The following is a 13239-nucleotide window of genomic DNA, read 5'->3' as shown; positions in this document are numbered from 1 at the left end:
TGGTTTCTGGTTTCTGGTTTCTGGTTTCTGGTTTCTGGTTTCTGGTTTCTGGTTTCTGGTTTGTGGTTTCTGCCTTCTGCCTTCTGCTTTTCTGATGTGCTGGCAGTGCGTCGTCTGGCGCTTACCTGCCGCTGTTTTCCATCATCTGGCATAACTCGCAAAAAAAATGCCCAACAAAAGCAGGGGAAACAATCAGTTGTTTTCTGTTTTTGCTGTCTTAGTATCACCCCAGCCTTTTTGGCGTTCAGGCATCAACTTGTTACACTCATGGTTCGCATTCTCCAGCAGAGCATAAAAAAACATGGAATCCTGGAAGGTTAACCTTATTTCGGTCTGGTTTGGCTGCCTGTTTACCGGCCTTGCTATCAGCCAGATTATTCCTTTTTTGCCGCTTTACGTCGAGCAGCTGGGCGTGACCGATCCCAGTGCGTTGACGTTATGGTCAGGGTTAATCTTCAGTATCACCTTTATGGTTTCCGCTATCGTGTCGCCCATGTGGGGCAGCCTTGCCGATCGTAAAGGACGCAAGCTAATGCTGCTGCGTGCTTCGTTAGGAATGGGGATAGTCATTTTCCTGCAGGCTTTTGTCACCAACGTCTGGCAGCTACTGCTGCTGCGAGCATTGATGGGACTCACCTCGGGTTATATTCCCAACGCCATGGCGCTGGTTGCCTCGCAGGTACCGCGTGAACGCAGCGGCTGGGCACTCAGCATGGTTTCCACCGCGCAGATTTGCGGCGTGATTATGGGGCCACTGCTGGGCGGCTTTCTGGCCGACTGGGTTGGCTTACGCGCCGTATTTTTGATTACCTCCTGCCTGTTACTTACCAGCTTCCTGATCACGCTATTTCTGATCAAGGAAACAGGGCACCGCAAAATCAGCAAAGAAGAAAAGCTCAGCGGCGCAATGGTATTCCGCTCGCTAAGCCATCCGGGTTTAATCATCAGTCTGTTTATCACTACTTTGGTTATTCAGCTGTGCAATGGTTCCATTAGTCCCATTCTCACGCTTTTTGTGCGTCAGCTGGAGCCAAATGTAGAAAACATTGCCTTTGTCAGTGGCGTGGTGGCCGCTATTCCTGGCGTATCGGCGCTCTTTTCTGCGCCACGACTGGGCAAGCTGGGCGACCGTATCGGCGCCCAGCGTATTCTGTTTGCCGCGTTAATGCTGACCATCGTGTTGTTTCTCGCCATGTCGTGGGCAAGCAGCGCATTGCAGCTTGGCGCGCTGCGTTTCCTGCTGGGATTTGCGGAAGGGGCCATGATGCCAGCGGTGCAAACGCTGCTGCTGCGCTATTCCAGCGACAGGATCACCGGACGAATTTTTGGCTATAACCAGTCGTTTATGTATTTGGGAAATGTGGTTGGGCCGCTGATTGGCTCGGGGGTTTCCGCTCTCGGTGGCTTCCGCTGGGTCTTTACCGCGACGGCGATTGTCGTGCTGATTAATACCGTGCAGCTGATGCTGGTGTGGCGGCGCAGAAAAATGCGTGTGTCGGTCTGAGTGCATGCCGTCAGGTATCGGTGATAGCGTGGTTTTTCCTGTGGCAGTTATTGAGCGCGTGCATAAGCAATGTTCCTGGCATCCGCTTACGCACCAAAGCAACAAGCGAGGCGCAAGCCAAAAGCGTTCAACTTACGAGGCCGCTCGCAGCAAATCCGCTGGGCTTTCTCGCCGTTTCTTTAAGGTTATTGCGCTTTCCCGGCAGGAAAGCGTTAAGCGTGGTTACGCCGGGTAAAAACAGGGGCTAACAGGAATTTTCTGCCTTGTCGGCCCATGCGACGGCGCTTACTATCAGCGCCATTGTTACCACGAGGAAAAAGTGATGGGGCGTTTAATTAAGGCAGTAAGTGTGGTGGCGCTGGTAACAGCATTAAGCGGATGCCTGTTCCCACCTCCGGGCGGTGGAGGCGGGGGCTGGGGCGGCGGCGGCGGGCCACGCGGTGGTTTCTCTCAGGGACCTGGCCGCTAACCCATGGCGGGTCGACGTGATGGACGTCGATCCGTTTCTCACTCACTGGCTTGCTTCTTCAGCGTGTGCCAACGCTATTTCTCCGCGCCCTCGAAAAATTTAATCAATCTAAATAACAAGGGGTTATGCTACATCCCGTGCGCGATACTGCGCTTTAAGATGGCCGATCTCCCTGTTAATGCCAGGCTTACCCAATCTGAGAATGCTAAAACATAATGAGAAAGGAGCCTGTCGTGAGCTATCAAAATGCTATCGTCCTGCAGGATTTACCGCAGCTAAAGCCGGTCAAAGTCCCCATTGGCGACCAGGCGATCCTGCTGATTCGGCAAGAGGAAGAGGTCAAAGCCTATCAGGCCAAATGTCCGCATTCCGGCGCGCCGCTCGAGCAGGGCGCTATTCGTGACGGCTACCTGGTTTGTCCCTGGCATAAAGCCCATTTTGCCATTAGCGACGGCAGCCTGTGCGAGCCGCTGGCATTAAGCGATCTGCAACGTTTTCCGGTGCGGGTCGAAAATGGCATGGTGCAGGTCGACCCCGAAGCACTTCCCCCGCTGTATCAATTCGCGGAAGAAGACGATGAGCCGGTTTTTGTTGTGTTGGGTACCGGTGCGGCAGGTGCCGCGGCGGCCTGGACGCTACGTCGGGAAGGCTTTAAGGGACGGCTGGTATTGGTCGATCGTGAAAAACAGGCGCCCTACGATCGTACCGTGCTGAGCAAATTTGTGCCGTCCGGCAATATGGCAATAGATGAAGTTCCCCCTCTACTGGATGATGATTTCTGGCATTACGCCGAGCGCAGGCAGGGTGACGTAGAGCAGCTGGACAGCCGCGAGCAGCTGCTGCGTTTTGCAGATGGCTCTACCCTGCATTATGACAAGCTTCTGATCGCTACCGGCGGAATTCCACAGCGGCCTGATTTTAGCGGCAAGGCATTGTTTGGCGTGCACGTATTGCGCAGCCTTGAGCAGGCCGCGACGCTGTTGCAGGAAGTTGATGAAACCAGTCAGTTGGTAATAGTGGGCAACAGTTTCATCGGCATGGAGTTGGCTTCTGCATTGAGAGCGAAAAAAGTGTCGGTACAGATTATTGCGCCCGATGCGCTGCCTTTTAAAAAGCAGTTCGGTGAGCAGATAGCACGGTATTTTCGTGAGCTGCATGAAGAGAACGGCGTGGAATTCATTGAAGGCGAGGTGGCCTCGCTGCAGGGCGAGAACGGCCACGTCAGCGGCGTTGAGCTAAAAAATGGTCGTGTGGTGCCCGCTAACGCCGTGCTGCTGGCCACCGGCGTTGCGCCCGGCACCGGCTTTATTCACGATATACCGCTTAACGACGACGGCAGCCTGACCGCCAGCGAGCAGCTGGAAATCGCTGCCAACATTTGGAGCGCGGGCGATATTGCTACCTGGCCTACGGCTTCTGGCCCGCTGCGGATTGAACACTGGCGCGTGGCGCAGCAGCAGGGCAGAGTGGCAGCGAAAAATATGCTGGGGCGAGGCGAGAAGTTCGATCGGGTCCCCTTTTTCTGGACGGCACAATTCGGCACACGTTACGAATACCTGGGCCATGCCAAAGAGTGGGATGATTTTCGCCTGTTCGGCTCGCTGAAAGAAAAAACGTTTGTCGCGCTCTATGGGCAAAGAGGCCAGCTGGCGGCCGTCGCATCATGCGGACTGTACACTTTTACGGCCGAGCTGGTACGTCGGATGCAGCAGCCAATGACCATGGCGGAAGGTGAAGCGCTGGCGAGAAAAACGCTGGGCTGAACAGAGTGCAGCCCCTCAGGCAGGGGCTGCAGTGGGTCAGGCTTTACTCATCCGCTCTGACTTGTTCATACATTGCTGTATCGCTTCCATTACTGCCGCACGGAAGCCTTTCTCTTCGAGGACTTTTACCGCCTCAATGGTGGTGCCGCCTGGCGAACAGACCATGTCCTTCAGCTCGCCGGGGTGCTTGCCGGTTTCCAGCACCATCTGCGCCGAGCCTTTTACCGCCTGTGCCGCAAACTGGTACGCCTGTGCTCTTGGCATCCCGCCAAGCACCGCCGCATCGGCCATCGCTTCGATAAACATAAATACATAGGCTGGTGCGGAGCCGCTCACGCCAACCACGGCATGGATCTGATATTCCGGGACCAGCGCTGCCTTGCCGAAGCTGTTAAAAATCGCCACGATTTCATCCGCTTCTTCTTTGGTGACCAGCACGTTAGGCGTCACGGAGGTCATGCCTTCATTGACCAACGCGGGGGTATTGGGCATCACGCGTACCAGTTTACGGTCGTGCCCCAGCGCCTGTGCCAGCGAATCAAGCGTTACGCCAGCCGCAATGGACACCACCACGGTCTCTTTGTTCAGGCAGCCGGAAATCTCCTTCAGCACGCTCAGGATCGCGTTGGGCTTCACCGCACCAAACAAAATGTCCGCCTGTTTCGCGACTTCCTCTGCGCTGCTGCCCGGCGTAATGCCGTACTGCTCGTGCATAGCCTGATTCGTTTCAGGCTTGCGGTCATAAACCCAGATATCTTCCGCCTTCACCTGGCCGGCGGCCACCAGGCCACCAATAATAGCTTTCGACATATTACCGCAGCCGATAAAACCGATTTTTTTCGTCATCCTTCAGCCTCTTTTTTGTCTTTTCGTTCCGTTCAGCTTACGCCATTACCCGGCTTAATTCAGCTTCGGCTACGCTTAAACCACAACCAGGAGCCGCAAATGAATTCCAAGAAACAAGATGAAATGAGCAGCCGCCGCTATCCGGTCCAGGAGTATATGCACCTGCAGCAAGTAGAGTGGCGGATACAGCGTATCGGTTATTTTTTTCTGTTTGCCATAGTGATTTTGGGGGCCTGCGGGCTGTTTTCTAAAGGGATGCTGAGCAACAAACAGGCGGTTTCTGCGGACGGCACATTACAGGTGGAGTACGAGCGGTTTGGACGACTGGCCAGCGATATGTCGATGACTATTCACCTAAAACCGCAGCAGGCCGGTTACTTCAAGCTTACCCTCAGTGGCGAAGAAATGGACAATTTTCAAATTCAGTCGCTTCAGCCGCAGCCGCAGCAGGCATTCAGCAGCGGCAACACGCTTGAACTGCACTGGGCTTTTCCTCGCTATCGTGATGGCGCAACGGTATGGATTGGTCTGCAGTCACAGAAGCCGGGCCGCTATCCGGTTACCGTGACGCTGGATGATAAAACCAGCGTACAGTTTACCCAATGGATTTACCCTTAGGAGCCAATTATGGAAACCGTTTTGCGGGCTGCCAGTATGTATTTGTTGCTGATGGTGGTGTTGAAAATTGCCGGACGCCGTACGCTGATGGAAATGACATCGTTCGATCTGATCCTGCTGCTGATTATCAGCGAGGCGACGCAACAGGCGCTGCTCGGCAATGATTTTTCCGTCACCGGCGCGTCGCTGACCATCATCACTCTGGTGGTGGTCGATATTCTGTTCGGCATGTTGAAAGCGCATTTTCCCAGGCTGGACAGGCTGATTGACGGCACGGCGCTCATTCTGGTGGAAAACGGCAGCCTGCTGCCGGAACGGGCCAGAAAAGCGGGCATTTCCGAAGAGGATATTTTGAGTTCAGCTCGCGTGACTGCCGGGCTGGAACGCCTGGATCAGATCAAATTCGCCATTCTGGAGAAGAACGGCAAGATCAGTATTATCCCGCAACAGTAGAATGCCGTAAATAACAGGTTGCCATTCCCGAAAAGCCAGGCAAGATCGGGGCAGTGTTGTGTTGATAAAGGAAAGGGCGATGCCAGTCTGGGTTGATGCCGATGCATGTCCAAAGGTTATTAAAGAAGTGCTGTATCGTGCGGCAGAGCGCGAGCAGGTCATGGTCACGCTGGTGGCGAATCAGTCGCTGAGCGTACCGCCGTCGCGCTTTTTACGGACGCTGCGGGTGCCGGCGGGTTTTGACGTGGCGGATAACGAAATTGTCCGACGCGCAGAGCCTGGCGATCTGGTGATCACGGCGGATATTCCGCTTGCGGCGGAAGTGATGGAGAAAGGAGCCGTGGCGCTGAATCCGCGTGGTGAACGCTACAGCGAGGCAACGATAAAAGAGCGGCTGACCATGCGCGATTTTATGGATACGATGCGGGCAAGCGGCGTGCAGACCGGCGGTCCTGCCACGTTAAACCAGCGCGATCGTCAGCAGTTTGCCAACGAGTTGGATAAATGGCTACAGGCGCAGCGCAGCAAATAGAAAAAGGCGGGGAAATCCCCGCCTTTCGTTTATTCATCTTGCGCCGAATCTGTCAGACAAAGCTGTCGTCGTCGTCAAAATCGTTATCGTCGAAATCGTTGCTGTAATCCTGCGGAAGGCCGGCATCCTGATTCAGGAATGGCGCGTCGGTACCGTTATTGAACGTATCCAGATTATTGTCGAAGCTTTCCTGCGGCAGGGCCGGTTCGTTAATAATGTTTACGATCTCTTCCGGCTGCGAATGGTGGAACATGCTGGTCAGCATATCCGCCATCACCACGCCGCCCGCTACGCCCACTGCCGTCTGCAATGCGCCACCTAAAAAGCCTCGGGTAGCCGAAGGCGCTGCAGGCGCGGAATAGGGCTGCTGCTGCGGCGTATTACCCCATGCAGCAGGCTGCTGGGGCGCATTGTACGAGGATTGCTGAGGCTGCTGCTGGCGACCGCCGCCAAACAGGCCAGAAAGAAAGCCGCCGCTGGTTTGCTGCGGCTGGGCGGACAGTTTTGCCTCTAACTCGCTTACCCGATTGTTTAGCTGTTTCAGCGCGGCTTCCTGAATAAGGATTGCCTGCGCCATGTAATAGGGCGCGCCTGGCTGCTGCTGAAGCTGCTGCTGGATCAGTTTTTCTGCTGCGGCGTCACGCGGGCCGGACTGGGCTTCAGCCTGTTTCAGTCGAGCAAACAGGCTTTCAATTAACTTTTGTTCTTCGCTCTGCATAAGGGATCCTTGTTAACGGGCTATACCTTAATATTGGGGCAGAAACGGGGAAAGTAAACGGCGTTCGGGTAAGGAAATGTTGCCAATCACGGCGCATATTCATTATTCCTGTAACGCAATCTTTACGTATTATTTATTTTATATATCAACAGCATGAATGGTTTATCGTCCGTTAAGGGTGTAAAGAAAAAGTGACTGCTGGTGGCAAAGAAGAATTATCGGTATGATGCCTGCCTCTCATTATTCACTGCCGGTTGCTGCCAGGCGGCCAGTAAACAAGGCTGAGGAATTTTTTGCCATGTCCTTACCTCTCTATCTTATCGGCGCGCGCGGGTGCGGGAAAACTACGGTTGGTCATGCGCTGGCATTGGCGCTGGGTTACGCCTTCAGCGATACGGACAAACATTTGCAGCAGACGACGGGATTAACCGTCACCGATATTGTTGCCGCTGAAGGGTGGCAGGGCTTTCGGCAGCGCGAATCGCTTTCATTACGGGCGGTAACGGCAGATCGTACGGTCATTGCTACCGGCGGCGGCATGGTGCTGGCGCCGGAAAATCGGCATTTTATGCGTGAACACGGGCAGGTTATCTATTTAAAAGCCGATGCCGCCGTGCTGGCCGCGAGGCTGGAAGCCTATCCGGAACAGGCACAGCGTCCTACACTGACCGGCCGTCCTGTAGCGGACGAAATGGTCGAGGTGCTGGCTGCCCGCAGTAAGCTTTATCACGAGACGGCCCATTATATTATTGATGCTATGCAGAAACCTGAGGCGGTCGTTGAGGAAATTATTAGCGCGCTGGCGCTGGCTCGCGCCAGTTAAGCGTACGATTTTTCTCAAGTTGAGCAGGGCGGGCTGAGAATTATCAGGCTTTGTCTATACTTGAAGAACGGAGACTGGCTGCAAGGTAAATTTCGGCCAGTTCGGTACTACTTTAAGGAGAGAAATATATGCCAGGCAGACCGCCCTATCCTCGTGAAGCGCATATTGTTCCGATAAAAAAAGGTACAGAAGAAAATTGTGTGACCTGGTACGAACTTCGTGCCGATCACCCTAAGCCAGATACGCTCATCAGTGAACACCAAAACGAGCAGGAAGCTATTGATGCTAAAGCTCGCTATGAAGATATAGAAAAAGAGTAACGTACGGCGGCATGGATGCCGTAAAACACCGGGATACAGCAAAGCGTGGTTAAAATGTAAGCGCTAACACCTATAATTCAGGCGATTCTTCTGCCAAAACGTCCGCTGCAGTCTTGTTGGCAAGCGGTTTGGCTTAAGCAAAAAATAATTTTGCGGCAGAAGACAAATGACCAATATTTTTTGCTGTGTATTCATACCAATATCATGGATCCAGGCTTGACCGAATTCGACTGGCGTCATATTTTCGCTGGTAAATTTATCGCCTGAAGTTTCCATACCCCTCAACTGGACAGACCATTGACCGAGATCCTCACCACCCCATTTTCCCATCCTGGCCAGCCGGCTTTTTCCGGAACCGATATTCTGTTTTCCGGAAATTTTATGGCTGACATGTTTAGCGATGCCGAAAGCAATACGCATAAACTGGCTACTTTAACCTTAGGAAAGGCGCCTCGCAGAGACCTGTTGCCTCTGCTGCTGGAACACCTGCCTGAAGAGAACATTGTGCATTACGGACTGCTTGACGGCCTTTCTGCGGCCGACATCGCACTGCGTTATGGACCGGTAGCGGGCGAAAAGGTGACGATGACGCACACGGAAGATGGCTCTTTCGTCATTCTTTCTGCCGCGAAGGTAGAGGTAGCGCTACAGGCGTTAATCAACGAGCTGGAAGCCCAAGGGTTTGAAAATATTCTGATTATTTGTGCAGGCGAATATAAAAATCTCAAATCAACGCGTGCCGTTCTACTGGAGCCGTATCGTATGCTGCCACCGTTGGTCAATGCCATTACCGAAGGGCATCAGGTGGGCGTGATGGTGGCGCGAAAAGAATATCTGGGCGAGCAGGCCTATAAATGGCAAAGTCTGGCTTCAAGGCCTTGCTTTGCCGTGGCCAATCCCTGGGCAAAGCACGATGACGAGCTGATTGATGCCGCACTACAGCTTCAGGAGCAGGGTGCCGATGTCGTGGTGCTGGATTGCCTGGGCTACCAACAGCGTCATCGTGATTTCTTACAAAAACTGCTGGGCATTCCCGTCCTGCTTTCCAATGTGCTGCTGGCCGGACTGGCCGCAGAACTGGTCGCTTAACGGTAACAGGCAAGTCGGGCTGCCCGTTTTCATCTCTGATAAAGGATAGTGCCATGCTCAACGTCAGCGAGTACTTCGAAGGAAAAGTGAAATCGATCGGTTTTGACAGTGCCAGTACCGGCCGCGCCAGCGTGGGCGTGATGGCGGAAGGGGAATATACTTTTGGTACCGGCGACCCGGAAGAGATGACCGTGGTCAGCGGCTCGCTTAAAGTCTTGCTGCCAGGTGAAACCGAGTGGCGTCATTACGATCCGGGCCAGGTGTTCAACGTGCCGGGCCACAGCGAGTTCCATCTGCAGGTGGCCGAACCTTCTTCTTACCTTTGCCGTTATCTGAAAGCATGAATGCCAGGAGGCCGGAAAACCGGCCTCTTTGCTTTTCTTAACGCTGCGCTTCACCGCCCAATGCTTCGATAGTATTGGCGATCAGTGCCGTTAATTCGCCGGTCATCAGAATAAAGTCGGCATCAAAGCGCGCCGCCACATCTTCCCTGTCGATATCATCATTCTGCTCACGCAGCGTGTCGGCGAACTTCAGGCGTTTCAGTGAACCGTCGTCCGACAGCACCAGCTGTACGCGTTCCTGCCAGTCCAGCGCCAGCTTGGTGACCAGCTTGCCCGCTTCAATATGATTAGCGATTTCATCGCACACCAGATCCTGCTTCTTACAACGAATAACGCCGCCGTCTTCCAGCAGCGCTTTCAGCTCAGCCTCATCCATCAGTGCAAAGCCCGCTGGCGTATCGCCGGAGCGAACCCATTCGGTCATCGTCAGCTCGATCGGACTTTCTAATGTCAGGGGCACTACCGGCAATGATCCGAGGCTTTTACGCAGCAGCGCCAGCGTATCCTCCGCTTTTTTGGCGCTGGCGCAGTCGACCATAATCATATTGTTAACGGTGTCGATCCAGATGAATGTCTGGCTGAAGCGGCTGAAGGCGCGCGGCAGCAGGCTATGCAGCACTTCATCTTTCAGCGAGTCCTTTTCCGTTTTTTTCAGCTTGCGCTGCTGCTCCGCTTCCAGCTTGCTAATTTTCGCTTCCAGAGCCTGTTTGATCACCGGCGACGGCAGGATTTTTTCCTCTTTACGTGCGCAGACCAGGATCTGTCCATTATTGACGTGGGTTAGCGCATCACTTTTGGATCCCATTGGTGATACCCAGCCGGTTTTTGCCATGTCCTGACTGCCGCAGGGAGTGAAAGAGAATGCCTCAAGTTGTTTTTCCATCTCGTCTGCCGCCAGCGGGATCTCGCGATTCAGACGATATACCATCAAATTTTTAAACCACAGCATTGTACTTTCCCTCTCCGGCGCGTCATGCGCGCTCATTCAAAGTCAGCGCGCATGATAGCGAATCGGCGACGGGGTTTCATTGCCTTTTGGCGTTATTCTCTGACCTGCATCGCATCATGCGGCACGTCGGCACGGCGGGTTTTCATCAGCAGGAAATAACCGTAGCCAGTGGCCATCAGTAACGTAAACGGCCTGTTTTTAACGGGTTAAAACGGCGCATCGCCATCGGGCACTGCCGGGGCAGTAGCCGCGAGATACCGGAGACCCAGCTGCTGATAAGGCTATACGCGCCCCGGTATCAGAACAGGGCCCGGGGTAGCGAAGCGCCACGCCAGCCCGACGGACTGGTGTTGGTATCGGTAACCCTTCGAGCTGCCTGGGTTTAAGAGCGATAATCTGACAAGCTGATTAGGTATGAAATGGGTAACCCTTTCAGCTGGCCGGGTTTGAGAACGATACCCTGCCAGCTGATTAGGTTTGAAATGGGTAACCCTTTCAGCGGACCGGGTCTACGAACGATATCCTGTCAGCTAGTCAGGTTTAAGCTCGATAACCATTGAGGCAGGCAGGGAAGGCGGCGGTGGCGGCAGGTTTTCCGCGCTGCCGATCACGCCCCACGCTTTCAGGCAAAGTTGTTCATCCCCCTGAGTACTCTGCACGCTATAGCGGCCGTTTTGGCGCCATGTAACGGTAACGGTACAGGTGAGTCCATGGTAGCGATGCGCATTATAAAAATTGCGTTGGATACCGTACTGCATTTCAGCAAAGTAGTGACAGTTGTTCTCAGTGCGACCGCTACAGACTTTGTCCGCCCAAGCCTGCATTTCCTGTGGCGTGGCCGGGACGGGGCGCGGCTCTTTTGTCGGAGAGTGACAGGCGGTCAGCAGCAGCGCAAGCAGCGTCAGTCCGCTTTTGATAATTCCCGATGGCATTTTTTTCCCATGATTACTAAAGGTTTTCTGATGTAAGCCGATAGTTTAGCCTGTTAGCCTTCTGCTGACAGGTTATTCCGGCGATCGTGGGCCATTTACAGATTATTTCCCTGTCGGGGCCGCGCAGTAAAATGCCGTTTGTCCGTTAACGCTATTATTTCCTGTGCTTGTTTGCATCATTATTGTATTCTGTGCGCGGACGCTGGATGTCTTTTTTTATTCATGGAAAAGAAGAAATGAAATTTCGTTATAACCTTGTTGCTCTTTCTTTATTAAGCTGTACGCTGCTTAGCGGCTGTGCCACTGAATCTTCTCACGCTATTGAGGCCCCCCAGGTGACCGCTGCCAGTCAGCCGGTTTATCAGGGCGCCAAAAGCCCGGTAGCCGTCGGGAAATTTGATAATCGCTCTTCTTATATGAACGGCATTTTCTCTGACGGTGTGGATCGTCTGGGCAATCAGTCCAAAACTATTCTTATTACCCATCTGCAACAAACTGGCCGTTTTAACGTGCTGGATCGCGCCAATCTTGATGAGCTAAAAAATGAAGCGGGCTATAAGCACAGCACGCAATCTATTAAAGGCGCGGACTACGTTATTACCGGCGATATTACCGAGTTTGGTCGTAAAGAAGTGGGCGATCAGCAGCTGTGGGGCATTCTGGGTCGCGGCAAAACGCAGGTAGCCTACGCAAAGGTTAACCTGAACGTGGTCGATGTGGCGACCTCAGAAGTGGTTTACTCCGTGCAGGGCGCGGGTGAGTACGCGCTTTCCAACCGTGAAGTGATCGGTTTTGGCGGCACCGCCAGCTATGACTCTACGCTTAACGGCAAGGTCATGGATCTGGCCGTACGCGAAGCGGTAAATCATCTGGTCAGCGGTCTGGAATCAGGCGCGTGGCGTCCGGTTAAATAACGGAGAAGAAAATGCAATTCGTAAAATATACCGCAGCAGTCGCCACGGCACTGTTGTTAACTGCCTGCGCGCAGAAAAAAGAAAATATCTATTACTGGGGCGACTACCAAAATTCGCTTTATAGCTTTTATCAAAACGGCAGCGCGCCGCAAAAAGAAATTGATACATTGAATAAAGTCGTGGAGCAGGCGAAAGCCCAAAATAAACCGGTGGCGCCAGGTTTACATGCTCAGCTGGGATTACTTTATGTGAATGCTGGTCAGCCCGATTTAGCCTTCCAGCAATTTACCGCCGAAAAAACGGCGTTTCCTGAGTCCGCTTCTTATATGGATCTCCTGATGCGTAATAAGCAGGGAGCAAAATAATGAAAAAGCTATTTGCCTTTACCGCTCTGCTGGCCGTGATCGCACTGACCGGTTGCGCAAAGCAAACGCCTCATGACTACAGCGCGTTTCGCGCCAGCAAGCCCGCTTCCATTCTGGTTCTGCCTGCGGAAAACCATACGACGGATATCGCTGCGGCACACAGCTTTACTTCACTGGTCACGCAGCCGCTGGCGGAATCCGGCTATTACGTGTTCCCTGTGGCGGTGGTTGAGGAAACCTTTAAGCAGAATGGCCTGAACAACGCCACGGACATCCGCAGCGTTTCCACGACCAAACTGCACGATATTTTTAACGCCGATGCGGCGCTGTATATTGATATCAGCAGCTACGGTACAAAATATCTGATCGTAGACAGCGAAACGCGTGTGACCGCTTCAGCAAAACTGGTCGATCTGCGTAGCGGCAAGCAGATCTGGAGCGGGCTGGCGACGGCCTCCGATAATGACGGTAACAACAATAATCAGTCCGCATTAGGGATGCTGATCTCAGCAGCCGTGCACCAGATCGCCAGCAATGTCTCAGACACAGCTCACGATGTAGCGGCCGTGACCAGCGCCCGCCTGCTGACGGCTGGCGATG

18 protein-coding genes are annotated in these 13239 nt (G+C 53.6%); 13 read left to right on the top strand and 5 right to left on the bottom strand.

Translation table 11 applies throughout. The features are described from left to right. The 3 genes from RTK32_RS10270 to RTK32_RS10260 all read left to right on the top strand — a co-directional run. A partial coding sequence (locus RTK32_RS10270; RefSeq protein WP_409451081.1) for a hypothetical protein occupies positions 1–321 on the top strand: 321 nt, incomplete at its 5' end. After that, positions 302–1504, top strand: a complete 1203-nt coding sequence (locus tag RTK32_RS10265; RefSeq protein ID WP_312043612.1) for a multidrug efflux MFS transporter — start codon at positions 302–304, stop codon at positions 1502–1504. The genes RTK32_RS10270 and RTK32_RS10265, both read left to right, overlap by 20 nt. 702 nt (positions 1505–2206) lie before the next feature. Next, the gene (locus RTK32_RS10260; RefSeq protein ID WP_312043610.1) at positions 2207–3736 is read left to right on the top strand and encodes an FAD-dependent oxidoreductase; all 1530 of its coding nucleotides are present in this window, start codon (positions 2207–2209) and stop codon (positions 3734–3736) included. Between the two features lie 36 nt (positions 3737–3772). Here RTK32_RS10260 and proC read toward each other — a convergent pair whose 3' ends face one another. Then, positions 3773–4582 carry a pyrroline-5-carboxylate reductase gene (gene proC / locus RTK32_RS10255; RefSeq protein WP_312043608.1) on the bottom strand — a complete coding sequence of 270 codons (810 nt, stop codon included), beginning with the start codon at positions 4580–4582 and terminating at the stop codon, positions 3773–3775. A 99-nt stretch (positions 4583–4681) separates the two neighbouring features. On the opposite strand from proC, the gene RTK32_RS10250 reads away from it, so the two are divergent. From RTK32_RS10250 to RTK32_RS10240, 3 genes are all read left to right on the top strand, one after another. Beyond that, a complete protein-coding gene (locus tag RTK32_RS10250) occupies positions 4682–5200 on the top strand; it encodes a hypothetical protein (RefSeq protein WP_312043606.1) in 519 nt (172 codons plus the stop codon). A gap of 9 nt (positions 5201–5209) precedes the next feature. Next, on the top strand, positions 5210–5653 hold the full coding sequence (locus tag RTK32_RS10245; protein WP_312043604.1) for a YetF domain-containing protein: 444 nt from the start codon (positions 5210–5212) through the stop codon (positions 5651–5653). A 79-nt stretch (positions 5654–5732) separates the two neighbouring features. Continuing rightward, positions 5733–6185 carry a YaiI/YqxD family protein gene (locus RTK32_RS10240; RefSeq protein ID WP_312043602.1) on the top strand — a complete coding sequence of 151 codons (453 nt, stop codon included), beginning with the start codon at positions 5733–5735 and terminating at the stop codon, positions 6183–6185. A 52-nt stretch (positions 6186–6237) separates the two neighbouring features. Here the strand turns inward: RTK32_RS10240 and RTK32_RS10235 are convergent, their stop codons facing one another. Next, positions 6238–6903, bottom strand: a complete 666-nt coding sequence (locus RTK32_RS10235; RefSeq protein WP_312043600.1) for a DUF2076 domain-containing protein — start codon at positions 6901–6903, stop codon at positions 6238–6240. Positions 6904–7201: 298 nt separating this feature from the next. Between RTK32_RS10235 and aroL the strand changes: the two genes are divergently transcribed. Both aroL and RTK32_RS10225 read left to right on the top strand, forming a co-directional pair. Then, on the top strand, positions 7202–7726 hold the full coding sequence (aroL, locus tag RTK32_RS10230) for a shikimate kinase AroL (protein WP_312043599.1): 525 nt from the start codon (positions 7202–7204) through the stop codon (positions 7724–7726). A gap of 128 nt (positions 7727–7854) precedes the next feature. Further along, complete coding sequence (locus RTK32_RS10225; protein WP_312043597.1) at positions 7855–8046, top strand: YaiA family protein; 192 nt, start codon at positions 7855–7857, stop codon at positions 8044–8046. A 63-nt stretch (positions 8047–8109) separates the two neighbouring features. Here the strand turns inward: RTK32_RS10225 and RTK32_RS10220 are convergent, their stop codons facing one another. After that, positions 8110–8466, bottom strand: coding sequence for a hypothetical protein (locus tag RTK32_RS10220; RefSeq protein WP_312043595.1), 357 nt, complete (start codon positions 8464–8466; stop codon positions 8110–8112). On the opposite strand from RTK32_RS10220, the gene RTK32_RS10215 reads away from it, so the two are divergent. Together RTK32_RS10215 and ppnP are read left to right on the top strand one after the other, a co-directional pair. Further along, positions 8428–9135: an AroM family protein gene (locus RTK32_RS10215; RefSeq protein ID WP_312043593.1), complete on the top strand. Its 708-nt coding sequence runs from the start codon at positions 8428–8430 to the stop codon at positions 9133–9135. The two genes, RTK32_RS10220 and RTK32_RS10215, sit on opposite strands and share 39 nt — an antisense overlap. Before the next feature lie 53 nt (positions 9136–9188). Continuing rightward, entirely contained in the window at positions 9189–9479 is a 291-nt protein-coding gene (gene ppnP / locus RTK32_RS10210) for a pyrimidine/purine nucleoside phosphorylase (RefSeq protein WP_125288370.1), read from the top strand. A gap of 37 nt (positions 9480–9516) precedes the next feature. Here the strand turns inward: ppnP and rdgC are convergent, their stop codons facing one another. Both rdgC and RTK32_RS10200 read right to left on the bottom strand, forming a co-directional pair. Then, positions 9517–10428: a recombination-associated protein RdgC gene (gene rdgC, locus RTK32_RS10205; protein WP_312043591.1), complete on the bottom strand. Its 912-nt coding sequence runs from the start codon at positions 10426–10428 to the stop codon at positions 9517–9519. 530 nt (positions 10429–10958) lie between these two features. Continuing rightward, positions 10959–11360: a cell envelope integrity TolA C-terminal domain-containing protein gene (locus RTK32_RS10200; RefSeq protein WP_312043589.1), complete on the bottom strand. Its 402-nt coding sequence runs from the start codon at positions 11358–11360 to the stop codon at positions 10959–10961. A 236-nt stretch (positions 11361–11596) separates the two neighbouring features. Between RTK32_RS10200 and RTK32_RS10195 the strand changes: the two genes are divergently transcribed. The 3 genes from RTK32_RS10195 to RTK32_RS10185 all read left to right on the top strand — a co-directional run. Continuing rightward, positions 11597–12274, top strand: coding sequence for a CsgG/HfaB family protein (locus tag RTK32_RS10195; RefSeq protein ID WP_312043587.1), 678 nt, complete (start codon positions 11597–11599; stop codon positions 12272–12274). Positions 12275–12285: 11 nt separating this feature from the next. Continuing rightward, a complete protein-coding gene (locus RTK32_RS10190; RefSeq protein WP_312043585.1) occupies positions 12286–12639 on the top strand; it encodes a DUF4810 domain-containing protein in 354 nt (117 codons plus the stop codon). Next, positions 12639–13239 (top strand): DUF799 domain-containing protein (locus tag RTK32_RS10185; protein ID WP_312043583.1); only part of this gene is annotated, 601 nt, incomplete at its 3' end. The genes RTK32_RS10190 and RTK32_RS10185, both read left to right, overlap by 1 nt.

It is taken from the genome of Erwinia sp. (assembly GCF_031978025.1).
Lineage (GTDB): Bacteria > Pseudomonadota > Gammaproteobacteria > Enterobacterales > Enterobacteriaceae > Erwinia.
Note: the sequence above shows the minus strand (reverse complement) of the source record. Positions and strands in the feature narration are given on the sequence as shown.

What these genes read in the sequence shown, in the direction of transcription:
- RTK32_RS10265 (WP_312043612.1), top strand. Translation starts at nt 302, where the DNA reads ATGGAATCCTGGAAGGTTAACCTTATTTCGGTCTGGTTTGGCTGCCTG.
- proC (WP_312043608.1), bottom strand. Translation starts at nt 4,582, where the DNA reads ATGACGAAAAAAATCGGTTTTATCGGCTGCGGTAATATGTCGAAAGCT.
- RTK32_RS10250 (WP_312043606.1), top strand. Translation starts at nt 4,682, where the DNA reads ATGAATTCCAAGAAACAAGATGAAATGAGCAGCCGCCGCTATCCGGTC.
- RTK32_RS10245 (WP_312043604.1), top strand. Translation starts at nt 5,210, where the DNA reads ATGGAAACCGTTTTGCGGGCTGCCAGTATGTATTTGTTGCTGATGGTG.
- RTK32_RS10240 (WP_312043602.1), top strand. Translation starts at nt 5,733, where the DNA reads ATGCCAGTCTGGGTTGATGCCGATGCATGTCCAAAGGTTATTAAAGAA.
- RTK32_RS10235 (WP_312043600.1), bottom strand. Translation starts at nt 6,903, where the DNA reads ATGCAGAGCGAAGAACAAAAGTTAATTGAAAGCCTGTTTGCTCGACTG.
- aroL (WP_312043599.1), top strand. Translation starts at nt 7,202, where the DNA reads ATGTCCTTACCTCTCTATCTTATCGGCGCGCGCGGGTGCGGGAAAACT.
- RTK32_RS10225 (WP_312043597.1), top strand. Translation starts at nt 7,855, where the DNA reads ATGCCAGGCAGACCGCCCTATCCTCGTGAAGCGCATATTGTTCCGATA.
- RTK32_RS10215 (WP_312043593.1), top strand. Translation starts at nt 8,428, where the DNA reads ATGGCTGACATGTTTAGCGATGCCGAAAGCAATACGCATAAACTGGCT.
- RTK32_RS10220 (WP_312043595.1), bottom strand. Translation starts at nt 8,466, where the DNA reads ATGCGTATTGCTTTCGGCATCGCTAAACATGTCAGCCATAAAATTTCC.
- ppnP (WP_125288370.1), top strand. Translation starts at nt 9,189, where the DNA reads ATGCTCAACGTCAGCGAGTACTTCGAAGGAAAAGTGAAATCGATCGGT.
- rdgC (WP_312043591.1), bottom strand. Translation starts at nt 10,428, where the DNA reads ATGCTGTGGTTTAAAAATTTGATGGTATATCGTCTGAATCGCGAGATC.
- RTK32_RS10200 (WP_312043589.1), bottom strand. Translation starts at nt 11,360, where the DNA reads ATGCCATCGGGAATTATCAAAAGCGGACTGACGCTGCTTGCGCTGCTG.
- RTK32_RS10195 (WP_312043587.1), top strand. Translation starts at nt 11,597, where the DNA reads ATGAAATTTCGTTATAACCTTGTTGCTCTTTCTTTATTAAGCTGTACG.
- RTK32_RS10190 (WP_312043585.1), top strand. Translation starts at nt 12,286, where the DNA reads ATGCAATTCGTAAAATATACCGCAGCAGTCGCCACGGCACTGTTGTTA.